Source organism: Cyanobium sp. Tous-M-B4 (assembly GCF_024345395.1).
GTDB lineage: Bacteria > Cyanobacteriota > Cyanobacteriia > PCC-6307 > Cyanobiaceae > Cyanobium_A.
Map to the genome: position 1 here is coordinate 373,795 of NZ_JAGQBA010000002.1, position 24,206 is coordinate 398,000.

General features: G+C 63.3%; 20 protein-coding genes and 1 tRNA gene. 7 read left to right on the forward strand and 14 right to left on the reverse strand.

Annotated features, from left to right (window positions below):
- Positions 1 to 1,009: 1,009 nt before the first annotated feature.
- The 8 genes from KBY73_RS05195 to KBY73_RS05230 form a co-directional block, all read right to left on the reverse strand.
- Positions 1,010 to 2,581 carry a vanadium-dependent haloperoxidase gene (locus KBY73_RS05195; RefSeq protein WP_254936019.1) on the reverse strand — a complete coding sequence of 524 codons (1,572 nt, stop codon included), beginning with the start codon at positions 2,579 to 2,581 and terminating at the stop codon, positions 1,010 to 1,012.
- Between the two features lie 1,060 nt (positions 2,582 to 3,641).
- Positions 3,642 to 4,328 (reverse strand): GAP family protein, encoded by a 687-nt coding sequence (locus tag KBY73_RS05200; RefSeq protein ID WP_254936020.1) that lies wholly within the window; start codon positions 4,326 to 4,328, stop codon positions 3,642 to 3,644.
- A complete protein-coding gene (locus KBY73_RS05205) occupies positions 4,325 to 4,969 on the reverse strand; it encodes a histidine phosphatase family protein (RefSeq protein WP_254936021.1) in 645 nt (214 codons plus the stop codon). Before KBY73_RS05205 ends, KBY73_RS05200 begins: the two co-directional genes overlap by 4 nt.
- A gap of 1 nt (position 4,970) precedes the next feature.
- A complete protein-coding gene (locus KBY73_RS05210; RefSeq protein WP_254936022.1) occupies positions 4,971 to 5,225 on the reverse strand; it encodes an acylphosphatase in 255 nt (84 codons plus the stop codon).
- On the reverse strand, positions 5,222 to 6,712 hold the full coding sequence (locus tag KBY73_RS05215; protein WP_254936023.1) for a cobyrinate a,c-diamide synthase: 1,491 nt from the start codon (positions 6,710 to 6,712) through the stop codon (positions 5,222 to 5,224). Before KBY73_RS05215 ends, KBY73_RS05210 begins: the two co-directional genes overlap by 4 nt.
- Positions 6,713 to 8,008: a glucose-6-phosphate dehydrogenase assembly protein OpcA gene (locus tag KBY73_RS05220; protein ID WP_254936024.1), complete on the reverse strand. Its 1,296-nt coding sequence runs from the start codon at positions 8,006 to 8,008 to the stop codon at positions 6,713 to 6,715.
- Between the two features lie 36 nt (positions 8,009 to 8,044).
- Complete coding sequence (gene zwf / locus KBY73_RS05225; RefSeq protein ID WP_254936025.1) at positions 8,045 to 9,568, reverse strand: glucose-6-phosphate dehydrogenase; 1,524 nt, start codon at positions 9,566 to 9,568, stop codon at positions 8,045 to 8,047.
- Positions 9,569 to 9,710: 142 nt separating this feature from the next.
- Entirely contained in the window at positions 9,711 to 10,853 is a 1,143-nt protein-coding gene (locus tag KBY73_RS05230; protein ID WP_254936026.1) for an FAD-binding oxidoreductase, read from the reverse strand.
- Positions 10,854 to 11,093: 240 nt separating this feature from the next.
- Between KBY73_RS05230 and KBY73_RS05235 the strand changes: the two genes are divergently transcribed.
- The gene (locus tag KBY73_RS05235; protein ID WP_254936223.1) at positions 11,094 to 11,564 is read left to right on the forward strand and encodes an SRPBCC family protein; all 471 of its coding nucleotides are present in this window, start codon (positions 11,094 to 11,096) and stop codon (positions 11,562 to 11,564) included.
- A gap of 115 nt (positions 11,565 to 11,679) precedes the next feature.
- On the opposite strand, the gene KBY73_RS05240 is transcribed toward KBY73_RS05235, so the two are convergent.
- Together KBY73_RS05240 and KBY73_RS05245 are read right to left on the reverse strand one after the other, a co-directional pair.
- Positions 11,680 to 11,752: transfer RNA gene (locus tag KBY73_RS05240), tRNA-Glu, on the reverse strand.
- A gap of 77 nt (positions 11,753 to 11,829) precedes the next feature.
- Positions 11,830 to 13,029: a histidine kinase gene (locus KBY73_RS05245; protein WP_254936027.1), complete on the reverse strand. Its 1,200-nt coding sequence runs from the start codon at positions 13,027 to 13,029 to the stop codon at positions 11,830 to 11,832.
- 95 nt (positions 13,030 to 13,124) lie between these two features.
- Between KBY73_RS05245 and KBY73_RS05250 the strand changes: the two genes are divergently transcribed.
- Genes KBY73_RS05250 through pepN form a run of 3 tightly spaced genes read left to right on the forward strand, consistent with a single transcriptional unit; the run spans position 13,125 to position 16,842 of the window.
- Positions 13,125 to 13,679 carry a hypothetical protein gene (locus tag KBY73_RS05250; RefSeq protein ID WP_254936028.1) on the forward strand — a complete coding sequence of 185 codons (555 nt, stop codon included), beginning with the start codon at positions 13,125 to 13,127 and terminating at the stop codon, positions 13,677 to 13,679.
- Between the two features lie 44 nt (positions 13,680 to 13,723).
- Positions 13,724 to 14,179: a cAMP phosphodiesterase gene (locus KBY73_RS05255; RefSeq protein ID WP_254936029.1), complete on the forward strand. Its 456-nt coding sequence runs from the start codon at positions 13,724 to 13,726 to the stop codon at positions 14,177 to 14,179.
- A 5-nt stretch (positions 14,180 to 14,184) separates the two neighbouring features.
- Positions 14,185 to 16,842 carry an aminopeptidase N gene (pepN, locus tag KBY73_RS05260; RefSeq protein ID WP_254936030.1) on the forward strand — a complete coding sequence of 886 codons (2,658 nt, stop codon included), beginning with the start codon at positions 14,185 to 14,187 and terminating at the stop codon, positions 16,840 to 16,842.
- Here pepN and KBY73_RS05265 read toward each other — a convergent pair whose 3' ends face one another.
- On the reverse strand, positions 16,843 to 17,967 hold the full coding sequence (locus KBY73_RS05265; RefSeq protein WP_396096622.1) for a glycoside hydrolase family 10 protein: 1,125 nt from the start codon (positions 17,965 to 17,967) through the stop codon (positions 16,843 to 16,845). It abuts the gene before it with no gap.
- A 62-nt stretch (positions 17,968 to 18,029) separates the two neighbouring features.
- Positions 18,030 to 19,037 (reverse strand): ribose-phosphate pyrophosphokinase, encoded by a 1,008-nt coding sequence (locus KBY73_RS05270; protein ID WP_254936031.1) that lies wholly within the window; start codon positions 19,035 to 19,037, stop codon positions 18,030 to 18,032.
- 68 nt (positions 19,038 to 19,105) lie between these two features.
- Between KBY73_RS05270 and KBY73_RS05275 the strand changes: the two genes are divergently transcribed.
- Positions 19,106 to 19,609, forward strand: coding sequence for a hypothetical protein (locus KBY73_RS05275; protein ID WP_254936032.1), 504 nt, complete (start codon positions 19,106 to 19,108; stop codon positions 19,607 to 19,609).
- Here KBY73_RS05275 and KBY73_RS05280 read toward each other — a convergent pair.
- Positions 19,592 to 20,587, reverse strand: coding sequence for an LCP family protein (locus KBY73_RS05280; RefSeq protein WP_254936033.1), 996 nt, complete (start codon positions 20,585 to 20,587; stop codon positions 19,592 to 19,594). The genes KBY73_RS05275 and KBY73_RS05280 overlap by 18 nt on opposite strands.
- Positions 20,588 to 20,678: 91 nt before the next feature.
- On the opposite strand from KBY73_RS05280, the gene KBY73_RS05285 reads away from it, so the two are divergent.
- On the forward strand, positions 20,679 to 21,875 hold the full coding sequence (locus KBY73_RS05285; protein ID WP_254936034.1) for a Coenzyme F420 hydrogenase/dehydrogenase, beta subunit C-terminal domain: 1,197 nt from the start codon (positions 20,679 to 20,681) through the stop codon (positions 21,873 to 21,875).
- The gene (gene malQ, locus KBY73_RS05290; protein WP_254936035.1) at positions 21,872 to 23,398 is read left to right on the forward strand and encodes a 4-alpha-glucanotransferase; all 1,527 of its coding nucleotides are present in this window, start codon (positions 21,872 to 21,874) and stop codon (positions 23,396 to 23,398) included. Before KBY73_RS05285 ends, malQ begins: the two co-directional genes overlap by 4 nt.
- Here malQ and KBY73_RS05295 read toward each other — a convergent pair.
- Positions 23,362 to 24,171 (reverse strand): helix-turn-helix transcriptional regulator, encoded by an 810-nt coding sequence (locus KBY73_RS05295; protein ID WP_254936036.1) that lies wholly within the window; start codon positions 24,169 to 24,171, stop codon positions 23,362 to 23,364. The two genes, malQ and KBY73_RS05295, sit on opposite strands and share 37 nt — an antisense overlap.
- Positions 24,172 to 24,206 lie beyond the last annotated feature (35 nt).

Consider the following 24,206-nt stretch of genomic DNA (forward strand, 5'->3'; position numbering starts at 1 on the left):
GGATTTGGTCGATCACTGAGGTCATCGCTGCCCTCGCTTACGTCATCAATGGACTGCTAAACAGGCAGGTAAGGTAAAGCCCCTATAATTACTTGTAATAGGCCTTAGATTTATTGTATTATTGAGAGACAATGTTATAGGCTGAATATATCTTAATAAGTCTAGCCGCTCCCTTGTTGTATCTTCATGCGGTGTAATCGTGATGGTTGTCAAAAGAGCTCACTTGCGTGATCCGGTCGTTTCGGATCTGGGAATTTTGCTTTGGCTTGCTGTGGCATGCAGGTGACGTTGCGGCAGATGCGGGAGGGCTTTGTGTGCCTGATTCATATCGACTATGCTCCCATCGCGGCTGTTGCTGATCACGAGTATATGCTCTAAAGGGTGTAGTCCCTCCCGGCTTTGATGGATCTCACTTTTTTGACTGCATTCAATTGCGAATGCTTTTTGATAGGATTTTGACCTCATATGCTTCAATTGATCAAGTCGCGACTGAATTATTTCGCTTATGGATATCATCGGCCTCTTCGGCTTAAGTGCGGATTCACTTATGATAGGTGTGTAGCAATTGCCTGTGTACGCTCAAGGCTAAATAGCTAATAGCCCATTTGGTCAATAGTACGGATGTTGCATCGTCTTTGATGAGTTTGGAATCTTGCTTAGTTACCCATGGCTGGATCCATAAATATAAGTACATCTAATGCCCGGAGCGGCTGAAAATTGAATGTTGCCGGACTCTAGGTTCTTGGGCTTAACATTCTAGGTATATCTATGTTTCCTATTGTAGCAAGTTGCGATAAATCGCGGCCAAATACAAATCTTGGAGGATTTTGGAGCGTCACCGCTGGAGCTGGAGTAGTACGTCAAATTGCTTGGGGCTAGATCGATGAATTGCCACTTTTAGTGGATCTGGCAATGCTAAATCTGTATGATAGTAGATCGCATTAAGCACTCAGGGGTAGTGCTAATGCGATCTTGGCCTAATAATATAAATTGTATGGTGGGACTCTTATCAACTCCACAGGCTGGAGACTTCTTTGAAGACAGCGCTGCCTATTGCTTGGCCTAGTTGGAGTCCCTGTTCATTGCCATCATCAAAGTGGATTCCCCCATAAATCCTTGAGATGCCAGATTCTTTCCAGGCATCTTCCCATGTATCCCACTTGAGCCTAACAGGAATATTCTTATTTTTTTCAATTAGGGAAGTTGTCTTGATTGATGCTCCAAATTTTTCACTTCCAGTTATTTCCTCAATAAATTTTCCGGCTGCCGAAGAGAAAGTGCTATGCCCAGATACGAACTCTGAGAAAGGTGGGGAGTAGCCGCTTCCAGGTGTTTGGTATGTGACCCAGTCTTTTCCATTAATCTCTTTGGTCTTTTGGGCGTCACGAGAATAGGCATCAAATACGTATTGCCCAGTGATATCATCTTTTTCCCCAAGAAGTCCAAGCCTGCTGAGCTCCCTAATGGCTGTCAGGGGACGCGTGTAGTCAGTTTCAGTCTTTAAGCCCCATGCAGCAACGGAAGCACTGAGGAGAGATTGACCAATGCCAAAAAATAGTTTTGCGTCGTCAGCAAGATTATTGTCGAACTTTTCTGAAGCATATTTTCCAAACTCCATCCATGAACCTGGTGGAAACCCTGTGCCAGCACCATCCTCCCAGAATTCAGCAATGAGTTTTTGCTTGGGATTGAGATTTGCACTGGCTTCGACTACCCGTTCGGCTTGATTGATGAATTCAGGATTGATCCACTTCCCTACCAAGTCTTTCGAGATCTTTTTGGTTTTGTCCCCAACAGTGATCTTGCCTTTGTCGAGGTTGACATCGGCATCCTTGATTAACAGAAAAGGTTCGGGATCCTTAAGGTCGGCTTTGAGGTTTTCTAGCTCGTTTTTGCCAAGAATCTGACTTACTTCCCCCCATTGCGGAGTGAGAAACTGCTGCAAGCCACTAGTAGGAACATCTCCAACATTAAACTCGGGCGTCCAGCTGTCTAGGCTTTCGATATCGTTGGGGCCTGAGTTTGTTGGCAAAAAGTTTGAAGTATCAGACGCGCCATCATTTTTGTAGGATTTTGCAATTGCAGAGGCAACTTTTTGACTAATCTTAGACGCTAAATCGTTAGCTTTGGCTCCAAGATCTCTGAAATTTTTGCTAGCTACATCCTCAAAAATGGCTTTGGCGCCAGGGGCCTCATTGCGCATAGCCTTAACTGTCGAGTCAAGGACCACATTGTTAATGAAATCTCGCTTGTACTCCTTGCTCCTTCCCTTCAGGAAGGCCTCGGCCGTTCTCTCAGCTGAGTTGATCAGCGAAGTAAGAGAGCTCTTCTTAAGGCTTGAATTAAATGAATCCTCAAAGATCTGATAAGATTCGTAGAGAGCGCTGCCCATAAGGCCATAAAAGCGAGCTGCAATGGTTGGCCCGAACCTTCCATTAATCAACACTGACTTGCTTTCTACAGCATCTGTAGCAGCCCCTGCGAGTTTAAAGGCAAGAGTTGTTGATCCGTCTGTTGACCGCGCTTCTGTGTTTAGGGTGGCTGCGTCGGGATTGGCGCGAACTAGAACGGGCTTGCCCAAATTAATAGGTTGAAAAAGTTTTTACATATTAACTGTACTGCGGAATTCACCCCTTCCCGCTCATTTCTCTTTTGGCTGAGGATATCTGGTTTAAAAGTTAATAGAAAACTTCTTTGGTGAGAAGAGCTTTCTGTTGGCTCTTGAGTCCTTTGTGTGGCTTCCCTTGCTTCATTGGAGGGCCTTGCCTCTCTTTTGCTCGATGACTGGCTGCGCTCCAGGGCTATGACGCTTGATCGAGGGTTGTTGGGTTTTGCTTGCTGTTGGTCGCGGATGGGGCGGAAGGGCGGGGCCTGCCACGATGCAGGCCTCAGTGATGGACTGTCTTGCTTGAGACGTCTGGATTAATTGGCTGCGCAACAGCTTTTGGCTTTTCCGGCACATCCGCCACTCGGCTTGGCTGCACAGCAACCTTTTTGAGTGCCTGAGCCGCATCCTCCCATCATCAGTTCTTGCTTGGCGCCACAGGCACCCTTGGGGCCGCATGACCCTGCATATGCTGGCAACCCGACCGCTGCTGCGGAGATCGCGACAGCTCCAAGAGCAGTACGAAGGCGGCTGGAAAGTGAAGGCATGACAAATGAGAAAAGACATACTTATTACCGGTTCAGAGGTGAACTGGTTTTCGTGGGGTTGTCGGACCGAGCTCGAACCGTGACAGGCTGATTAGGAAAATGTGAGTTGGTGGCTGGAGGCTGGCGTTTAGGGCGTGCAGTACTAGGGGCTCAGGTGGCTATTGCGCATAGGCCAGCAGCCGGCTTGCTGGAGTAGGGGGGGGGGCCTAGAGCTGACGCAGATTTGTGGAAGCTTCCAGCTCCAGGAGGCTCCGATTTGGTGTGCGCAACCGTGCTGGTGCAGCTTGGGGTGGAGAGTTGAAGGCTCGTCGGCGAAGGCGTCGAGCTTGAGGGTGAGTGGAACTTGGCTGGGTAGGTGGGTCCAGGGGGTAGCGCTCTACTTGAGCTCGACGCCCTGCTCACCGTTACACGTAGTCTGGTTGAGATTTGCTTTTGGCCTAGCGGCTCGCTAGTAGGCCAGTGCAGAGAGGATGAGAGAAGCCAGTCTCTCAGCTCAGCCGCAGGCCCTCGATGCCCTGCCAGCCCAGATAGATCGCCAGGGCCACGCTCACCAGGCCCACCAGCAGGTCGCCCTTGGCGAACAGCCACTGCTTGCCCCGCTCCAGCAGGGGCAGCACGCGCTCTGGGCCGGCTAGCAGCAGGGCCAGCAGCGGCAGCAGCAGCAGGCTGGCGCTCACCAAGCTGAATGCCCCAGTGGCCAGCAGCTCCTGGCCGCGGCCGAGCCCCGCTGACAGCAGGCTGCTGGCGGACTTGGCAAACAGAAATAGATCGTCGGGGCTGGCCACCTGCAAGCCGGCACTGATGGCCAGCAGCAGCGGCAGGGGCAGGGCACAGAACTGATCGAGGCGGCGCGTCCAGCCCGGCGGCCCCGCACCCTCTTCATTTTTATTCAGCAGCTCCTTCGCCCCCAGCCCCAGCAGGGCGCCGGCGGCCAGCAGGTCGAGGCCGGTGAGGTGGACGCTGCCCTTGTCCATGCTCAGCAGCAGGCCGTGGCCCACCGTGAGCAGCAGGGTTACGGCCAGGGCGGCGGTGACCAGCCAGCCCGCCACAAACAGCCCGCCGCGCTGCAGGGGTTTGGGGCCGAGCAGCAGCAGCAGCAGCAGGCCGATGTGCAGCGGCGAAAAGCCGATCGCCAATCCAAAAGCTGCTAGCTCGCTGAGCAGGTTGGTACTCATGGTGCGGTCCTTATCGGGGCATTCCAGCGCACGATCGTGCGCCGTTCCCGCTCGTGGCCGAGCACCGACAGCGTGGCCGTATTCAGGTTGAACAGGGCCCCGCCTGCAGCACCCAGCCCCAGCCAGCTGCCCGCCAAGCTGCGCAAAATATGGCCGTGGGCTACCAGGGCAACGGCGCCCAGCTCGGCCTGGGAGGCCACCAGGGATTCGGCTAGGGCGATCACCCGCCGGCAGCGCTGCTCCACTTCCAGGCAGCTTTCACCGTCTGGGCAGCCGTGGCTCCATAAGGTCCAGTCGGGCACCTGGGCGCGGATCTCGGCGGTGCTGATGCCCTCGTAGCGGCCGTAGTCCCACTCCTGCAGGTCGGGGCAGATCTGGGCGCCCTCCCCCAGGCCCGCCAGCTCGGCGGTGCGCCGGGCCCGTTGCAGCGGACTCACCAGCACCGCCGCAAAGCGCTGGCTTGCCAGCCCTGGCGCTAAGGCCCGGGCCTGCGCCTCGCCCTCCGGCAGCAGGGGCAGGTCGGTGCGGCCGGTGTGGCGCCCGTCGCGGGCCCAGCTGGTCATCCCATGGCGCAGCAGCCACAGTTCGAGCTGGGGAGGCGTGCTGAATGTTTCGGGCAGCTTGCCCAGCAGCTGAGTCATTTCAGCGACGGACTTCAAACCAGTCGGTGCCGGCGGCGGCCACCTGGCTGCTAGCCACGCTGTTCACCACCGCATCAGCCGGGCCCTTCTCGCACCACAGCCGCAGCTCGGTGAGCTCCTGCGGGCAGCCCTCAGCTTCTATCTCCACCGAACCATCGGAGCAGTTGCGCACCCAGCCGCTCAAGCCAAGATCCTGGGCTCGCAGTTTGCAGGCGGCCCGGTAGCCCACCCCATGCACCTGGCCGCGCACGATCAAACGCCAGCGTTCTTGCTGGATCTGGGGCCGGGGTTCGTGGGGCTGCACGAAGCGGCGCTCGTCGGCAGCGGCGCGGCGCGCGCGGCTGCGGCTGCCAGGCGTGAGGGAATCACCGGGCATCCAGCCCAGTGGAGGTGCAGCCAGCTGGCGTGCACGTTCGGCGCTGTCCATCCTTCGCTCCGGGTTGCGGTCCCCCAGCCGTCAAGCTGCCACAGCCCACCGCCGGCTGCCACAGAGTTGTCGCAGTTGGATAGGGGCTCCAGTTGCCAGCGGTGAAATTCATGGCCGCAAAAGCTCTCGCCCGGCTGCACCAGCAAGCCATTGGCCGTGGCGGTAGCCGTGCGATAGCCCAGGCTCAGGGCGCCTTTGCGGGCCTGGAAGGGCAGCACGCCCGCCATTGGCTGCAGCTGCCCCTCGCTATCGGCCAGCTGCTCGCCCAGCAGCAGCAGGCCGCCGCATTCGGCCACCAGCGGCAGCCCAGCCGCCGCTGCCCGGGCCAGGTCGCCCAGGCTGCGCCGGCTTGCCGCCAGCTGGGCCGTGTGCAGCTCCGGGTAGCCCCCCGGCAGCAGCACCGCCCGGCAGCCCTCGGGTAGGGGCTCATCGGCCAAGGGGCTCCAGGCCAGCGGCTCCAGCCCCACCGCCTCGAGCAGCTCGCCGGCCTCCGGATAGCGGAAATGGAAGGCCGCATCGCTGGCGATCGCCACCGGCAGGGGCTGGGAGCTCGGTTGCGGGTTGGAGCTCTGCCGCAGGCGCTGGGGGCTCTGGCGCAGGCACCAGCTGATCGGATTTTCGGCCCCTGGCTCGGCTGCTGGTGGGGCCAGGAGGGGCAGCAGCTGCTCCAGGTCTAGGTGGCGGGCGGCCAGCTCGGCCCACTGCTCCTGGCGCTGCTCAAGGTCTTGCAGCTCCCCAGGCGGCAGCAGACCCAAGTGACGGGAGGGCAGCTCCAGGCTGGGGTGGTGCGGCAGAACCCCCAGCAGCGGCACCTCGATGCTGGCCAGCGCTTCTGCCAGCAGGGCGTGGTGGCGCTCGCTGCCCACCCGGTTGAGCACCACCCCGGCCAGCTGCACCACTGGTGGGCCATGGTCGCGGAAGCCCCGCACCAGCGCCGCCAGGGAGCCCGCCTGCCGCGACGCTTCCACCACAAACACCACCGGCAGGCCGAGCTGGGCCGCCACCGCTGCCGAGCTGCCCTCACTGCTGGGGCCGCGGCCATCGAACAGGCCCATCACCCCTTCCACCAGCGCCAAGTCGGCCCGGCTGCCGTGCCAGGTGAAGCAGCGCTCCAGCCACTCGGGCCCGCACAGCAGCGGATCGAGGTTGCGGCAGGTGTGGCCGCTCACCCGGCTGAGCAGCTGGGGATCGAGGTAGTCGGGCCCCACCTTGAAGGGCTGCAAACCCAGGCTCTGCGACCGGGCCCAGGCCGCCAGGCACAGCGACAGCAGGGTCTTGCCGCTACCGCTGCTGGGCGCGGCGATCAGACAGGCCATCTAGGGCAGCAGTTTGGCCGCGAGGGGGGCGGCGGCGGCCAGCAGGGGGTTGGTGGAGTCATGGCCGCCGGAGAGCAGGCGGGCCATCTCCATCTCCTCGCTCTCATTGGGCAGGGGCACCACCTCCTCAGCCAGTTCCATGCTGGCCATGCCGCCCGATTCGAGCCGCATGCAGCCGCCCGATTCGGAGCAGAGGATCACGCATAGCGGTGAGCCCTGGCTGCTTTGGCAGATCAGCCGCAGCCCCACCATGGCGCCGGGGTGGGTTTTGGGTACGCCCACTGGCACTGGCATCTGGCGGAAGCGCACGGTCTGGCCGTCGGTGCGCTCGAATTCAGCGCCGATGCCATCGCCCACCCCATCGCCATCCACCGCATAGGTCGAGATCAGGTGCCAGCCCAGTCGGTCGGCTAGCCAGGCCGCCAACAGCAAACCCTTCACCGGGTTGGATCCCTCCACGTCGAGGTCGAGCTGCACCACGTGGTTGAGGGCATCACGCCGCGAGGGCGGATCAAACACCATCGCCAGCGATTCGCGCCAGCTGCGCAGCCGCAGCCAGTTGAGGTCGTTGATCGGTTGGCCCGCATCGATCCGATCCACCAGTAGGTCGAGGCAGCGGCGTGGATCCCCCAGCGACGAATCCACCACCAGGCGCCGGGTGCCGGTGGCTAGAGCCGCCATCACCTCAGGGGCCTCGTCGAGGCTGCTGTTCCACCACACCCAGCAGGGCAGGTCTGGGGCGATCAGGGGTTGGACCAGATCGAGGTTCTGGCGCAGGGCACCGGTGCCGCCCCTGAGCACCACCACGTCGCCGCAGGCGGAGCTGCCAGCGCCCTCCTCCGGCAGGGGGCAGTAGGCGGCCACCAGGGTTTCTAAGGGCTGGCCGCCGTCGAGGGTGGGGGCCAGGGTGATCAGCCGCCGGGGCATGTGGGCGCTGATCGCCCCTTCCACAAACTGACCGCGCTGGTCTTCGGCGTGGTGATTGCCTCCCAGCTGGCCGAGCGCCCAGGCCAGCTGGGGATCCATCGGTGCCGTGCTCAGGGGCAAGCCACAGCTCACCGCCGCGGCGCGGGCCGCCTCCAGCACCGTTTCATTGAGCAGGCCGGTGATTGGTCCATCGAGCCGGCCGCAACGCACCAGCTGCTGCTCCAGCCAGGAGCCCTCCCACACCACCAGGGTGAAGGTGGCGGCGCCGGGGGAGCTGCCCAATTCCTGATTCCAGAGGCGCTCCAGGTAGCCGGGCACCTGGTCGGGGGGGAGGGCGAGGGGGGCCTGGAGGGTGAGCTGGGTCGACATGGGGTCAGACTCGCGGTGGGTTCAGGGCAACAGAAATCAGGGGCGACGCCAGGCCAGGCCGTCTTCGGCCAGCAGGTTGTCGGCGGCGGCAGGACCCCAGGTGCGGGCCTCGTAGGGGTATACGGGCAGCTGGGAGGGGGCGTCCTCGATCAGTTCCAGCAGCGGTGTGTAGAGACGCCAGGCGGCCTCCACCTCGTCACTGCGGGTGTAGAGGGTGGGGTCGCCCAGCATGGCGTCAGCTAGCAGGCGCACGTAGCCCTCGTCGCTGGGTTCGCCGAAGCTGTCGTCGTAGGAGAAGGCCATGTCCACCGGCCGGCTGCGCATGCCGGAGCCGGGGGCCTTCACCTCAAATTTAAATTCAGCACCTTCATCGGGCTGGATGCGCAGGATCAGCTGGTTGGGGGTTGGGGCGCCGCCAGCGGCATCGAACAGGTGCACCGGGGCCTCCCGGAAGGTGAGCACCACCTCGGAGAGCCGCTTGGGTAGGCGCTTGCCGGTGCGCAGGTAGAAGGGCACGCCCTGCCAGCGCCAGTTGTTGATGAACAGCTTCATCGCCACGTAGGTCTCCGTGGTGCTTTCCGGGTTCACCCCCGGCTCATGGCGGTAGCCGGCGATTGGTCGGGTGCTGGATCCCCCTGGCCCGTATTGGCCCCGCACACAGCACTTCCAGGGCTCGTCTTCATTGGCTAGGCGGGCTGCCTGCAGCACCTTGGCCTTCTCGTTGCGCATCGACTCGGGATCGAAGCGTCCCGGTGCCTCCATCGTCGTCAGGGCCAGCATCTGGGTGAGGTGGTTCTGCACCATGTCGCGCAGGGCGCCCGAGCTTTCGTAGTAGCCGGCCCGCTCCTCCACGCCCACGGTTTCGGCCGCCGTGATCTGCACGCTGGAGATGTAGTTGCGGTTCCAGATCGGCTCGAAGATCGTGTTGGCGAAGCGCAGCACCAGGATGTTCTGAACCGTCTCCTTTCCCAGGTAGTGGTCGATCCGGAAGATCTGACTTTCCTGGGCGCTGGTCTGAACCACCCGGTTGAGTTCCTGGGCGCTGCCGTAGTCGCGGCCGAAGGGCTTCTCGATCACCACCCGGCTACGAGCCGGGTCGCTCAGCAGCCCGGCGGCGGCCAGGGAGCGGCAGCCACTGCCGTAAAAATTCGGCGACACCGACAGGTAGAAGGTGCGGTTGCCCCGGGTGGCCCGCAGCCGGTCGATGCCGTCTAGCCGCTGGCCCAGCCGCACCACCGAAGGGGGATCCTCCAGATCCACCGGCTCATAGAAAAGCCCGGCGGCAAATTGCTCCCAGGCCACCCGGTGCTCAGCCACCTCTTGGGCCATGGCCTCGGCCATCTTGCCGCGGAATTCCTCATCGCTCCAGGGGCGGCGGGCGCAGCCCAGCACCGCAAATTCACTGGGGAGGCGGCGCTGGCGAAACAGCTCAAACAGCGCCGGTACCAGCTTGCGGTGGGTGAGGTCGCCACTGGCCCCAAAAATCACCAGGCATTGGGGCGGGATAACCCGCTCTTGGCGGAGTCCTACCCGCAGTGGATTGGTGAGCACAGCGCCCATGAATGCCTGTCTGGTGCCCATGGTTTAACGGGCCTGGAGCCGTCGCCCACCGCTTGGCCCACTTTGTGATGGTTTCTGTGTGGGATTCGCCAAAAAAAAGCCCGCCTTGGGGGCGGGCAGAAGAAGCAAATTTGGCTCGAATTCAATAGGTTTCGACGTGCCAGCGGTCGGCTTTTTTGAGCTGGGGACGCAACTCGGCCCAGTTCAAACCCTTGGCGGTGGCGGCGGCGGTCATCGCCTCGTCGATGCCGGGCTCCATGCCCCGCAGACCGCACATGTAGACGTGGGTCTTGGGATTTTCGATCCAGGAGAAGATCTCTTCGGCGTTCTCGCTGACGCGGTCTTGGATGTACATGCGGCCGCCGTTGGCGTTTTGCTGCTCGCGGCTGATCGCCTTGGTGTAGCGGAAGTTTTCGGGAAACTCGCTGGCGTAGCGGTTGAAGTCGTCGTCGTAAAGGAGGTTGGGGGTGGTGGGCACGCCCATCAACAGCCAGGCCTTACCGCGGAAATGCCAGCCGTTTTTCTCCCGCTCGGAGGGCTCAAACATGCGGCGCAGGTAGGTGCGCATCGGCGCGATGCCGGTGCCGGTGGCCAGCATGATCACGTTGGCTTCCTCGTCTTCAGGAAGCAGCATCTCCTTGCCCACTGGGCCGGTGATCTTCACCTTGGCGCCGGGTTCGATGTCGCAGAGGAAGGTGGAGCAGACGCCGTTGATCGTCTCGCCGTCCTTCTCGTATTGCAGCTGGCGCACGCACAGAGACACCGTGTTGCCCTCCAGATTGTCGCCGTGGCGGGTGCTGGCGATTGAGTAGAGGCGCAGCTTGTTGGGCTTGCCGTTGGCATCGGTGCCGTCGGGGATGATGCCGATGCTCTGGCCTTCGACGTAGTGCAGCTGGGGGTCACCACCGGAGAGGTCGAAGGTGATGTGATTCACCCGGCCGATCGCCCCTTCCGCCAGCAGGCTGTAGTTGTCGGTCACCGTGCCGACGAACGGATCCTTCGGCTTGTAAAGGTTGACGGGAACGTCGGCGTGGGACACGGCAGCGGGTTTCGAAGGAGCGGCGTTTGCTTTGGGGGCGGGTGCTGGGCTGGCGCCAGCGTCCGTGAGAACGGCGCTGATGCGACCGCCTTTCTGAGCGATTGATTGCATCAGGCCCTGGAGTTGGCCGAATGGAACGGTGAAGCGGCGCTCAGCCTGACGCTGGCGTCCCACCCCGAAGGCTTCCACCACGACGGTGAACATCCGGTTGTCGGACTGGGTGGCGCGACCGGTGGAAACACGCATACAGACTCAGTCCCCTCAAAAGCGCGCTGATCATAGGGAACACGACCGCAGCGAATTCCCGGCAGACACAGCTAGGTTTGTGCCCCAGCACACTTACGCCGTGCGTCCTTGGCGCAGCTTCTTGCCCAATCAGGTCTGCCCGGCCAGCTGGCTGAGCCAGTTTTGCTGTCGAAGGGGCCTGCGGATGTGATCAATTCCGCCCAAACCTCCGTTTGCAGCCTCGACACCATCCAGCAGGAGATGGAGCGGCTTCCCCAGGGCACCAGGCGCCTGGCAGTGCAGTTGCGCCTACCGCTTGATCCCCGCTGGATCTGGTCCGTGCTTACCGATTACGCCAATCTCAACAGCTTTATTCCCAACCTGGCTTCCTCCCGCCAGCTGTGGCGCCGCGGCAATCGGGTGGGTTTGGAGCAGGTGGGCACCCAGCAGTTCTGCGGGCTGCGTTTCAGCGCCAAGGTGGAGCTGGAGCTTGAGGAGGATCTCGAGGCAGGCGAGCTGCGCTTTTGCATGTGCCGCGGAGATTTCCGCCGCTTTGAAGGCTGTTGGCAGATCGGCCGCACTGGTGAAACCACCCATCTGCTCTACGAGCTCACGGTGCAGGGCCGGCCCGGCATGCCGATTGGCTTAATTGAGCAGCGTCTGCGCGAAGACCTGGCCAACAACCTGCGGGGAGTGCAGCGAGAGGCCGAACGCCGCGCTGCCCAATCCTGAATTAACAGGAGTTGAATTCCCGATTCAGCAGGAGTTGAAGTCCTGTTTAGTGGGAGTTGAAATAACAAACCCTTCTCTTTTGCCCATTGGGCATTAAAGGAGTTGGATTTATGTATACCCCCAAGGGGATTCGAACCCCTGTCGCCTCCGTGAAAGGGAGGTGTCCTAGGCCTCTAGACGATGGGGGCGAGGCCACAACGCTGTAAGGCGTTGATGTATTGGAAGCTACGGGGCAGGGGGACCCTTCGTCAAGGCGAGCAGCGCTTCAGGGCCTGTTATCAGTGGGGGCGACGCGACGATCAGGGCCCCTTGGCGTCAGTGCGGGTTGGACCTGGCCGCTCCAGACCGGCACGCTGACGTGGAAGCAAGCACCCTCGCCGGGCTCCGACACCACCCAGATGCGCCCCCCGTGCACCTCGGCGATGCGGCGGCACACCGATAGGCCCACGCCGTAGCCAGAGGTGGTGCCGGAGGTTTGGGGCAGGCGCACCCGATCCAGAAAAATCCGTTGCTGCTCCGCTTTGGGGATACCCGGCCCGGTGTCGCAAACGCTCACCTGCACCCACTGGTCGGTGCGGTGCAGCAGGGTCAGGTGCACCTGGCCCCGGTCCGGGGTGAACTTCAGGGCGTTTTCCAGCAGGTTCAGCAATACCTGGCGCATGCGGCGCTGGTCGGCGAACACATCTGGCAGGTCGGCCGGGATGTCGGTGATCAGCTCCAGGTCGCGGCCGATCCAGAGTTTTTCCAGCTCCAGGATCGCCTCGGCGGCCACCTTGCCCAGCGCCAGGCGCTGGGGGTTGAACAGGGCCTCCCAGCGGGTTGTGCCCACCTCCAGCAGGTCCTTGGAGAGTTCCTGGATGTCGTCGAGGCGGCGGGTGAGTACGTCCCGGAAGCGGCTCTCGTCGATCTGGCCGAGGGTGTGGCTCTGGAGGGCGAGCTTGGCAGCCGTCAGCGGCGTGCGCAGCTCGTGGGCCACCATGCGCAGCAGGCGTTCCTGCACCCCAAGGCGCTCGATCAGGGTTTCGTTTTCCTGGCGCAGCACCAGCAGCTGGTCTTCGAGCTGCAGCTCGCGCTTGGTGCGGCTGCCATCAATTTCAGCGGGCCGCAGGCTCATGCCCAGGCTCGTAACCACCTCCATCTGCTGCCAGCGCGGCAGCCAGCTGCGCAGCTTCTGGGTGATCGCATTGCCGGCGATCACCTGCTTGGGCAGGGGGTCGAGCTTCACCAGGGCTGGGGTGGCCACCAGCCGGTGCAGCTCCAGTAGCTGGGGTTGGTGGGCCGGATCGGCGATCTCCAGGCTCACCTTGAAGGCGCACTCCTCGCTTTTGAGGAACTGGATCAGGTTGCGCAGGTCCTGGCTGGCCAGGTGGTAGCTGGTGGCGACCAGCAGCAGCTTCAGTTCGGGGCGTTCGGTCGCTCCGTCGTTGGCGACCTGGGCGGCCGTGGTGGGGTGTTCGGCGCTCACGCAGCTAACCCTATGGGGATTTGGCCACACCAGCTCAATTTCGCTATGACTAAAGCAATCAATGCCGTGCGCCCTAGGGCCGGGGTGTCATGAGCATGTCTCCAAACTCCAGTCCAGTGGCGCCGCGCCCCAGGATTCAGCTCGACAGCAATTTGCGGCGCTGGTTTGCCCGCAATCTTGGCCTGTGGCGCTCGCGCAGGCTCTACTTCTTTGAGGATGGCGAGTCGCTGCGGGTCGACATGATGCTGCGGGTGGAAATATTCAGCGAGCCGGTGGAGGGTGATGCTGCCTATCGCTTCACCTGGTGGCCCGAGCAGGAATTCGAATTCTTCGACAAAAAGCCCCGCTACGTGCCCACTGGCACCATGGAGGCCAATTTATGCGGCCACCAGCTCAGCCGCAGCTGTGGCTACTTGAGCGGCACTCCCACCAAAAGCCAGATCCGCCAGGTGGATGAGCATGAGCTGATTTTTGAATCCAGCTACCAGGAGTGGCACATTCTTGAGCACATTCGCCTGGTCGACCAGGACCGCTACCGCTCCCGTTCGATCTACTCCTGGAAGAACGGCGCCCTGGATGTGGCCGAAACCCACCACGAGATCCGGGTTGAAGAAGCGGGGGCGCCCATCCCGCCTGACGCCCCGTCCTGATGCAGCAGCATGCAGTCATTAAATTTTCTTTTCCGGTGTTCCTGATGCCCCGTAGTTTTCTGGCTCCCCTGCTGGTGCTTCCCCTGCTGCTGGTGCCCGCAGCGGCCCTGGCCGCTCCAGCCACTGAGGCGGAAATGAACCTGTACACCCGTATTGCAGCCGTAAACGTATGCATTGCCAGGGGGGCAGGGGTTCCCTTCGATAAAGCGGTGGGCATTGCTGGCGAAACCGTCGCCCAGCTGATTCAGGGCCAGCACGATGGTGTAATCAGCCAGGTGGGAGCTAAGCCGCTCAGCATCGACGACCTGCGCAAGGGATCGATCAACTCGGCTGTCCTCGGTGCCGCTGAGATCTGCCCCAAGGAGGTGCCTGCAGATGTGATGGCCAAGGTGCAAGACGCCATCAAGCAGTCGCCAGATGCCAAGCCAGCAGTGAAGCCCGCCACCCCTAAGGCCGTTACTCCTAAGGCCGTTACTCCCAAGCCCGCTACCCCCAAGTAATTCCCATGCCGCTCGTGCGCCTCGCCGATTACCGTCCGGCGCCGTATCTGCTTGAGCGCACCGATCTAACGGTGCAGCTCCACTCCGGCCACACCGAGGTGCTGGCCCGGCTGGCCTTCTTGCCCAATCCGCTGGCCCAGCCGGGACCGTTGGTGCTCCAGGGCGTCGACTTGGAGCTGCTGGAATTGCGTCTCGATGGCGAGCTCCTGCCGGCTGAGGCCTTTGAGCTCAGCGACGACCAGCTGGTGATCACCCAGCCTCCCGCTGGGGTTTTTCAGCTGCAGAGCCGGGTGCGCATCCACCCGGAAACCAACAGCACCCTTGAAGGCCTCTACGCCAGTGGCGGGCTGTTCACGACCCAGTGCGAAGCCGAGGGATTTCGGCGTATCACCTTTCACCCCGACCGCCCCGATCTGCTCAGTCGCTTTCAGGTGCGGATCGAAGCCGATCGGGCCAGCTGTCCGGTGCTGCTCTCCAACGGCAACTGCCTAGACAGCGGCGACCTCGACGACGGCCGCCACTTCGCTGTTTGGGACGACCCTTTCCCCAAACCCTCCTATTTATTTGCCCTGGTGGCGGGCCAGCTTGAAGAGGTGAAAGACAGCTTCACCACCGCCAGCGGCCGTGCCGTGGCCCTGCGCATCCACGTGGAACCAGGCGATGCGCCTTACACCGCCCACGCCATGGCGTCGCTGAAACGCTCGATGGCCTGGGATGAGCAGCGCTACGGCCTCGAATACGACCTCGATGAGTTCAACATCGTGGCGGTGCGCCACTTCAATATGGGCGCGATGGAGAATAAAAGCCTCAATATCTTTAATTCCAAGCTGGTGCTAGCCGACGCCGAAACCGCTACCGATGGCGAGCTTGAGCGGATCGAGAGCGTGATTGCCCACGAGTATTTCCACAACTGGACAGGCAATCGCATCACCTGTCGCGACTGGTTCCAGCTGTCGCTCAAAGAAGGGCTAACCGTGTTTCGCGACCAGAGCTTCACGGAAGATATGCACGGTGCGGCATTGAATCGCATCGAAAATGTTTCGATGTTGCGTAATAGCCAGTTTCGTGAAGATGCCGGCCCCACTGCCCATCCCGTGCAGCCTGATGCTTATCAGGCGATCGACAACTTCTACACCACCACGATCTATGAAAAGGGATCGGAACTTATTCGTATGTTGCATACCCTGCTGGGTGAGGAGGCGTTCATGCGGGGGATGGCGCTCTACGTGAGCCGCCACGACGGCACCGCCGCTACCTGCGAAGACTTCGTGCAGGCGATGCAGGATGCCGCGCCCGTGCCGCCGCCCTTTGATTTCGCCCAATTTCGCCGTTGGTATCACCAGGCCGGCACGCCGCGGCTGCACATCCAGCGCCACTGGGATGGCGAAGCGGGCGTGCTGGAGCTGCAGGTGCAACAACACACCCCAGCCACACCCGGCCAGAGCGAAAAGCAGCCGCTGGTGATTCCCCTCGCCCTGGGGTTCCTGGGTCAGGGCGGCGAATCCCTGCCCGTGCGGCTTGAGGGGGAACCAGCCCCAGCCCGACTAGCCGGCGATGGCACCCGCCTGCTGGTGATCGACCAGCCCCAGCAAACCTTGCGTTTGGTGGGGTTGCCCCAGCAGCACCATCCACCGGCCCTTTCCCTGCTGCGCCATTTTTCAGCGCCGGTGATCCTGGAAATGGGCCGGCCCACCGCCGAGCTGGTGCACCTGCTGGCTGCCGATAGCGATCCTTTTGCCCGCTGGGATGCGGGCCAGGTGCTGCTGCGCCAAGCCGTGCTGGCCCGCGCCGCAGGCAGCGCCGATGGCCTGCTGGAAGAGGAGCTGATCGATGCCTTCGGCCGGATCCTGGCCGATCCCTCCCTATCTGAGGCCAGCCGCAGCGTGTTGCTGGCCTTGCCAGGTTTGCCCGAGCTCGAAGATGCCGCCGTTGCCATTGGCGCTGAGCCCGATCCACCGGCCCTATTTGCGGCGCTGCTTGCCCTGCAGCAGCGTTTTGGTGCGGCCTTGGCCGTGCCCCTGACCGCTGCTCTGGAGCGCTGCACGCCCCAGTGGAGCCTGGCCTGGCCCGCTGGTAATGGCGATCGCCTGCTTACGGGCACCGTGTGGAGCTGGCGGGTGGCCGCCGGTGATGCGCAGGTTGCGGAGGCTGCAGCGGCGGCGGTGCAAGGCCCCTCGATGACCCTGGCTCGCGCTGGCCTCAGGGCCCTGCAGTGCCATCCGATCGCTGAGCGCCAGCAGGCGGTGGAGGCTTTTTACCAACGCTGGCAGCACAAGCCGGTGATCCTTGATGCCTGGTTTGCCCTTGAAGCTTCTGCGCCCTTTGCCGATGGCCTGGAGCGGGTGGCTCGCCTGCTGGAACACCCCCGCTTTGATCCCGCCGCGCCCAATTCGGTGCGGGCCGTGCTCGGGGGGCTCGCCGGTAATACGGCGGTGTTCCATGCGGCCGATGGCTCCGGCTATCGCTTCATGGCAGCTCGCATCGCCGATCTCGACCAGCGCAACCCGATCACGGCCTCTCGACTGGCCAAGGTGTTTAGCCGCTGGCAGAGCTACGGACCAGCCCGTTCAGCCGCGATGCGCGCAGCCCTCGAGCAGCTCGCTGCAGCACCGCTTTCGCCCAATACCGGCGAGGTGGTGAGCCAGTGCCTCGGCGCTGATTAATCAGCGCCGGTAGCTCTGGTGTAGCTGGCGGAAGGCAGCTTGGCGGTAGGCAGCCCCCTCAGGCCCGGCGTGCAAACCCCAAAGTCCCTCCCAGTAGAAATAGATCACGCCATGGCCCCGCTGCAGCGACAGCTGGGCTTTCTGGCCCAGGGTCGCCATGGTGGGGGTGCGGCCACCAAAGCCCGCCAGGATGCCGATCTCCACAGGCATGCCCCAGCTGCGCGCCTTCACCAGAGCCGGTTGGTTGAGGTCCTTTTCGAAGCCCTTCACCGAGTGGGCGTAGTTCTGCACTACAAGGTCGTCGATCAGCTCGCCTAAGGACCAAAGCTCCCAGTCCTGCAGCCAGTGGTTGTAAGCAAAGCGGAAGGGGCCTGGCGAGAGGCTGATCACCGTGCCAGAGGGCTTGAGCTGGCCCCGCAGCTCCCGCAGCAGGGCGGTGAGCTGCTGACGCCGCCAGCGCATCCAGGCCCGATCCGTGTGGTCGTCTGGCGGCTCCCGGCCCGTGGCCGCCCGGAATAATTCGCGACTGGTGGGGTCGTAGCCGAGCTCCACGGGCCAGGCAAAGTGGTCGTCGAGCTGGATGCCATCGACGCTGCAGCGCTGCACTATCTCGCCGATCAGGCCAAGAAAGCGCTGCCGCACCCCCGGGTGGGCCGGGTTGAGCCACACCATTGGCTTGCCGTGCATGACCATCTCACTGCTGCCATCACGGCGCTGCAGCACCCAGTCGGGGTTTTGGCGCACCACGGCTGCGTCGGCCGGCTCCATCAGGCCGTACTCAAACCAGGGGATCACCTGCAGGCCGCGGCGATGGGCGGCCTTGGTGAAGCGGCAGATCGGATCGAGGTTGGGATTGGCTTTCGCTAGGGCCGGCTCCATCGGCGCATGGAGGGAGCGGTGGAAGGTGGTTCCCCTGCTCCACACGTTGGGATAGAGGGTGTTGAAGCCCGCTTCTGCCAGTTCCTGCACCGCCCGATCGATGCGGGCGGGGTCGTAATAGAGCGGGCTGGGGCTATTGGTGAGCCACACGCCGATACGCCGGGGTGGAGCTGGCTGCGCTTGGGCCAGCAGCGGAGCGGTGGCAGCCCAAGGCAGGGTGAGCAAAATGCTCGCCGCAGCAGGCAAAAAGGCTTTTAAGCGGGCAAAACGACGCAACTTCAGCGGATATGCCCTCAGCGGAACTGGTTTCAGCGGAACATCGAGCTCACCGAGCTCTCCTCGTGGATGCGCCAGATCGCTTCGCCGAGCATCTTGGCCACCGAGAGCACCTGAAGCTGGGGGAAGCGGTCGTCATCGCGGCGGGGAATGCTGTTGGTGACAAGCACCTCCTCGAATAACCCAGGCTCCGACATCCGCTCGATTGCCGGCGGGGAAAACACCGCGTGGCTGGCGCAGGCCAGCACCCGGGTTGCCCCCCGCTGCCGCAGCAGCCGGGCACCGGCACAGATCGTGCCGCCGGTGTCGATCATGTCGTCGATCAGGATTGCGGTCTTGCCCACCACATCGCCAATCACGGTGAGGCTTTCGGCCACGTTGTGACCGGAGCGACGCTTGTCGATGATCGCTAGGGGTGCGTCATTCATCTGCTTGGCGAAGGCCCGGGCCCGCGCCACACCTCCCACGTCCGGGGACACCACCACCACTTCACCAAGGTCGCGGGTGCGCAGATAGTCGACCAGCACCGGCGAGCCATAGATGTGGTCGCAGGGGATGTCGAAATAGCCCTGGATCTGGGCGGAGTGCAGGTCCATTGCCAGCACCCGATCCACCCCTGATTTAGCCAGCAGGTTGGCAACGAGTTTGGCGGTGATCGATTCCCGTCCGGCGGTCTTGCGGTCGGCGCGGGCGTATCCGTAATAAGGGATCACCGCGGTGATCTGCCGGGCCGAGGCCCGCTTGCAGGCATCCACCATGATCAGCAGCTCCATCAGGTGATCGTTCACCGGGGCGCAGGTGGGCTGGATCAGGAAGACATCGCAGCCGCGGATCGACTCCTGAATCTGGATGTAAAGCTCGCCGTCTGCGAAGCGTTTGATCACCCGCGGCCCATCTGGCACGCCCAGATAGGTGCCAATTTCCTGAGCCAGGGCTTGGTTGGAGGTGCCACTGAACAGCCGCAGACGCCGGGTGTCGTGATTCGGCTGGCTCGCGCTGCCCTGGGGTGCCACGCGATCAGCGGTCAGAAAACTGGTCACGGCGGGCGCTAACGCGTCGGCTGAAACCTGATGGTAGAAGCGAGCCCGCCCACCTAGTACAAAAATCCATGACTCTTTCCCTGCCTGGTCGGCAACGCCCGTTGGTGCTGGTGGGAGCTGGTGCAGCGGCTGCGGTGGCGGCGCTGCAAGCAGAAGCGGGGCCATCGCTGGCCTTGGCCCTGGGCCTGCCCTGGGGCAAACCGCTCGCAATTGAGCAGCCGCCCCAATCGCTGGCCTCCTTGGCTGAGCAGGGACCAGGCCTGGTGCCCTTGCCGCTTGATCCCGGCCTGGTGTTGCAGGGATTCGGCCACTGGGCCGAGGCCCTAGGGGCCTGGCGCCAGCCGGTGCTGCTGCTGCTGGCGGCCGAGCAGCTGCAGACGGGCCTGCCGGCGGCGATGGCTGCCCTGCTGACCCAGTGGCAAGTGCCCTTGGCCGGGCTGGTGCAGGCCGGTGGCCCCTGGCAGCCAGACCTGCGCCGCGGCGATGGCCTGCCCTGGTTGGGAACCCTGGAGGAGCCTTTTGACCTGGCCCCTGCTTTGGCCCTGCGCTTGGAGCTATTGCTCAGCCGTTGAGCTAGCCGCTACCGGCCAGAGGGGCTCAGGGGCGCTGCTGCTGATCTCGCGCAGGCTCAGTTTTCCCCCTCGGCTGCTGTTGGGTTCGGGTGCCGGTTCGGGTGCCGGGGCAAGGGGCAGGCTGGTGAATTGCACGCTCTCGGCCTGATCTAGGCCAGCCGCCAGCAGGCTCAGGGTTTCTGGCTGGCTCAAGTTGGTGACAACCCCCTGGTTGTTGAGTGATTTGAGCAAATTGGCAAGTTGGCCCAGCTGCTCCGGCAGGGCCAGCTCCCGCAGCAGGCTGCGAACCACCAGCTGCTGGTTGTCCTGGCGACTCTCCTCAGGCCGGTCTGGATCGCGGTAGCGCACCAGTTGCTCCACCTGGTTGCCCTTGAGCCGTTGCAGTCCGCCCTGAAGGTTGATGCTGAAGCGCTGGCTCTTGTCGTTGTAGCGAAGAGCCAGGGTGGGATTGGCGGCGATGCTGCCCAGGCCATCCACCAGGCTGCGCAGGTTGGAGCGGCCCAGCACCAAAAAGCGCGCTGGCTGGCCCGAGTCGAGGCCCACCAGGTTGCTCACCGCATCAGCGGTGAGGGCTACGCCGCCGATGCGATACAGGCTGCCGAGACTCTGGGGGCGTTTCTGGCCCGGCAGTTGCACGGCCAGGTTGGGCGGCAGGCTGAGCACCTGCAGGGGCCCCTGGGGATTAACCCGCACCAGCAGCAGGGCATCGGCGTTGGCTGCCCCCCGGGGAGCGGCCTTGTTGAGCGGATCGCCGGGACGCTCGCTGTCCAGGCCGATCACCAGCATGGTGATGCTGCGGCTGGGGGGCTTGGCTAAGTCGGCAGGCGTCAGCTGCTGCAGCGGTTCTGTGGCACGGTCGCCTATGGGCCAGAGCACACCGATCAGACCAGCGCCCATGGCCATGCCCACGGCTAACGCACCCAGCCGCAACAGGGTGGGTCCCCGGCGGGGCTGGCTTGGGGCGGAACGTCGGGCCATGGGGGCTTGTCGGCAAACCACTTTGGCCCAAGCCTCTACGCCTTGCACCCGATAGGTTGTGGCGGCGCAGATGCGATGGGGAAATCCGCTGATGGCTGCAACTGCTCCCCATGAGCGCGCCCGGCCCCTGGCCAAGGGCAGCGTCTATCCCGCCAAAGATTTATGCAGCCAGTGCGGTCTGTGTGACAGCCGCTGGGTTGCTTACGTGAAAAACAGCTGCGCCTTTCTGGAGCAGCGCTTTGAGGCTATGGAGGCTGCGGCCCATGGCCGTAGCCGCGACCTCGACAACGAGGAGGAGCTTTATTTCGGGGTGCAGCAGCGCATGCTCACCGCCCGGCTCCAGCAACCGATCGAAGGGGCCCAGTGGACGGGGATCGTCAGCCGCATCGGTGTGCGGGCCCTGGAAACTGGCCTTGTCGACGCGGTGCTTTGCGTTGGCCAAAGCGAGGAGGATCGCTTCACGCCCGTGCCCCGCCTCGCCCGCACCCCGGAGGAGGTGCTCAGTGCCCGGGTGAATAAGCCCACCCTGTCCCCAAATCTGGAGGTGCTGGAGCAGCTGCCCGGCAGCGGCATCCGCAAGCTGCTGGCGATCGGTGTGGGCTGCCAGATCCAGGCCCTGCGGGCGGTGCAACCCACCCTGCCCCTCGACGAGCTCTACGTGCTGGGCTTGCCCTGCGTTGACAACGTCAGTCGAGCGGGCCTGCAGACCTTCCTCGACAGCACCGTCAGCTCGCCAGAGACGGTGGTGCACTACGAGTTCATGCAGGACTTCCGCATCCACTTCCGCCACAGCGACGGCCGCGAGGAAACGGTGCCTTTCTTTGGTTTGGATACACCCAAGCTCAAGGATGTATTTGCTCCCAGTTGTTTGAGTTGTTTCGACTACACCAACGCCGGCGCCGATCTGGTGGTGGGCTACATGGGCGCGACCTTCGGCCGCCAATGGCTCACGGTGCGCAACCCCAGGGGCCAGTTGTTGCTGGATCTGGTGGAGGAGGAGCTCGACGTGGCACCAGTTACCTCCAGTGGTGAGCGTTTTGCGGCGGTGCAGCAGGGCATCGAGGCCTACGACAAGGCCCTGAAGCTGCCCATGTGGTTGGCCAACCTGATCGGTTTGGTGGTGCAGCGTCTCGGGCCGAAGGGCCTGGAATATGGCCGCTTTTCGATCGACTCCCACTTCACCCGCAACGCCCTCTGGTTGCGGCGTAACCACCCAGAAAAGCTCGAAGCCCACATTCCGGCGTTTGCCAAGGCCATCATTAGCCGATATCGGCTGCCGGCCTCGTGAATCAGGCCCACCGCCATGCCGGGGTGCTGCTGCACCCCACCTCCCTGCCCGGTAAGGGTGGTTGCGGCAGCTTTGGCCAGGCTGCTCACGATTGGCTTGACCTCCTCGGTCGCCATCGCATTGGCGTTTGGCAACTGCTGCCCCTTGCTCCCCCCGACGGCACCGGTTCGCCCTACAGCTCCCCTAGCGGCTCGGCCCTCAACCCCTGGCTGCTGGATGGCGAGCGGTTGCGGCAGGAGGGCTTTTTGCAGCCAGAGGACCTGGAGGCCCTACCTGGAGCTGCGCTGACGGCCGGGCCGATGGATTTGTCTGTGGTTGCGGTCCGTAGTACGGCTTTGGGAGAGGCTTTGGTCCGCCGCTGGGGCGCCCAGCCCGCGGAGCAGCAACGGGCTTTTGCCCGCTGGCGGCGCAGCCAACGGCGCTGGCTGCCAGACCACGCCCTATTCATGGTGATTCGCCGGCTCCAGGGCGGCCAGCCCTGGTGGCAGTGGCCGGCGCCCCTGGCCCAGCGTCAGCGCCGCGCCCTGGCGCGAATTGCCGCCGATCATGCCGACTGGCTGCTGCAGGAGCAGTTGCTGCAATGGCAGCTGCAGCGCCAGTGGCAGCAGCTGCGCCGCCAGGCCAGCCAGGCCGGCGTGCAGTTGCTGGGCGACCTGCCGTTTTATGTGGCCCACGACAGCGCCGACGTCTGGGCCCACCGCTCCTTGTTTTCCCTGCGCCCCGATGGCTCGCTCACGGCCCAGAGCGGCGTGCCACCGGACTACTTTTCGGCCACCGGCCAGCTCTGGGGCACTCCTGTTTACCGCTGGCCCAGGCACCTGCTCAGTGGCTTCAGCTGGTGGCTGGCCCGCCTGCAGCGCCAATTTGAATTGTTCGACCAGCTGCGGCTCGATCACTTCCGAGCCCTGCAGGCCTTCTGGAGCGTGCCGGGTGATGCCCCCACCGCCGAGAATGGCCGCTGGCGCTGGTTTCCAGGCTGGCCGCTGCTGGCCTTGCTCTGGCTGCGCCGCGGCAGGCACCTGCCCCTAATTGCTGAGGATCTTGGTGTGATCACCCCGGCGGTGGAGGCCCTGCGAGATGGTTTCGACTTGCCAGGCATGAAAATCCTGCAGTTCGCCTTTGATGGCGACCCCAACAACCCCTACTTACCAGCCAACATCCGCGGTCGCCGCTGGGTGGTGTACACCGGCACCCACGACAACGCCACCAGCGTTGGCTGGTGGCAGAGCCTCGGTGACGACGCCCGTCAGCGGGTGGCCGAGGCGGTGGGTGCACCGATCACGGCGCCGGCCTGGCAGTTGCTGGAGCTGGCCCTGGCGAGCTCTGCCGACCTAGCCGTGGCCCCCTTGCAGGATCTGCTGGAGCTCGATGACCGGGCCCGCTTCAATACTCCAGGCACCAGTTCGGGCAACTGGACTTGGCGCCTACAGCAGCCGGTGGCCAGTCTGGACGGGGCCCTGCAGGGCTATGGCGCCATGGCGGCGCGCTATGGCCGGGCGGCCTCTGCTGGTGAGCTGAACTGACCGGGCTGGCCCTTGACTGGCTGCAGGGGCGAGCCGTTCCAGCTCACTTGATCGCCGGCGCTGGGTGGAGGGTTGAGGCTGAGGCGGAAGCCGCCACTGAGGGGCAGGCTGAGGCTGCCGCTGCTGTTACGCAGGTTGGTGCGAACTCCGCTGGCGCTCTCCAGCGTCAGCTGGCTGGGCTGGCTTAATTGCAGCTCCAGCACTCCGGCCGCTGGAATTTGGCTTGGCTTTGCCCGCCGCAGTTGCCCAACCCCCTGGCCCCTGGCGGCCAGCTCCAGGGGGCGCAGTTCGGGATATAGCTGCAGCAGGGCTTGATCAGGCCGCGGCGGTTTGGCCTGGTCCCTGGCAGGTAGCGGCGAAATCGGCCGTAGCGCCAGCAGCCCTCGTGCTGCCAGTTGCTGCTGCTGCAGGTTCACCGCGTAGATCAGGCCCAGGGTCAGTAGGCCGTAGAGCAGCGTGCCCTGCCAGGTGGTGAATACATCGATTGAGCCCGGCGTGAAACGACGTAGCAGGGGCTCTCGCCTTTGGCCCTGAAAACGGAGCTGCTCGCTGCTTGGCAGCACCGTTTCTAAGCTGCCCGCTGGCAGCTCTAGGTGCCGCTCGATCAGCGGCACCATGGTGCGCAGGTAGGTGGCTTCCGGTAGGCGGTCGCGCCAGCCTCGCTCTAGGGCCTCCAGCACTGCTGCGCTGATACGTGTTTGCAGGGCGAGATCCCGCAGGCTTAGGCCCCGTTCCTCGCGCCGCAGCCGCAGCCGCTGGCCTGCTGCCAGCAACGGATCAGCTGGAGCCTCGGCAGGCCCACTTGGGG

What these genes read in the sequence shown, in the direction of transcription:
- KBY73_RS05200 (WP_254936020.1), bottom strand. Translation starts at nt 4,328, where the DNA reads ATGAGTACCAACCTGCTCAGCGAGCTAGCAGCTTTTGGATTGGCGATC.
- KBY73_RS05205 (WP_254936021.1), bottom strand. Translation starts at nt 4,969, where the DNA reads ATGACTCAGCTGCTGGGCAAGCTGCCCGAAACATTCAGCACGCCTCCC.
- KBY73_RS05215 (WP_254936023.1), bottom strand. Translation starts at nt 6,712, where the DNA reads ATGGCCTGTCTGATCGCCGCGCCCAGCAGCGGTAGCGGCAAGACCCTG.
- KBY73_RS05220 (WP_254936024.1), bottom strand. Translation starts at nt 8,008, where the DNA reads ATGTCGACCCAGCTCACCCTCCAGGCCCCCCTCGCCCTCCCCCCCGAC.
- zwf (WP_254936025.1), bottom strand. Translation starts at nt 9,568, where the DNA reads ATGGGCGCTGTGCTCACCAATCCACTGCGGGTAGGACTCCGCCAAGAG.
- KBY73_RS05230 (WP_254936026.1), bottom strand. Translation starts at nt 10,853, where the DNA reads ATGCGTGTTTCCACCGGTCGCGCCACCCAGTCCGACAACCGGATGTTC.
- KBY73_RS05235 (WP_254936223.1), top strand. Translation starts at nt 11,094, where the DNA reads ATGGAGCGGCTTCCCCAGGGCACCAGGCGCCTGGCAGTGCAGTTGCGC.
- KBY73_RS05250 (WP_254936028.1), top strand. Translation starts at nt 13,125, where the DNA reads ATGTCTCCAAACTCCAGTCCAGTGGCGCCGCGCCCCAGGATTCAGCTC.
- KBY73_RS05255 (WP_254936029.1), top strand. Translation starts at nt 13,724, where the DNA reads ATGCCCCGTAGTTTTCTGGCTCCCCTGCTGGTGCTTCCCCTGCTGCTG.
- pepN (WP_254936030.1), top strand. Translation starts at nt 14,185, where the DNA reads ATGCCGCTCGTGCGCCTCGCCGATTACCGTCCGGCGCCGTATCTGCTT.
- KBY73_RS05275 (WP_254936032.1), top strand. Translation starts at nt 19,106, where the DNA reads ATGACTCTTTCCCTGCCTGGTCGGCAACGCCCGTTGGTGCTGGTGGGA.
- KBY73_RS05280 (WP_254936033.1), bottom strand. Translation starts at nt 20,587, where the DNA reads ATGGCCCGACGTTCCGCCCCAAGCCAGCCCCGCCGGGGACCCACCCTG.
- KBY73_RS05285 (WP_254936034.1), top strand. Translation starts at nt 20,679, where the DNA reads ATGGCTGCAACTGCTCCCCATGAGCGCGCCCGGCCCCTGGCCAAGGGC.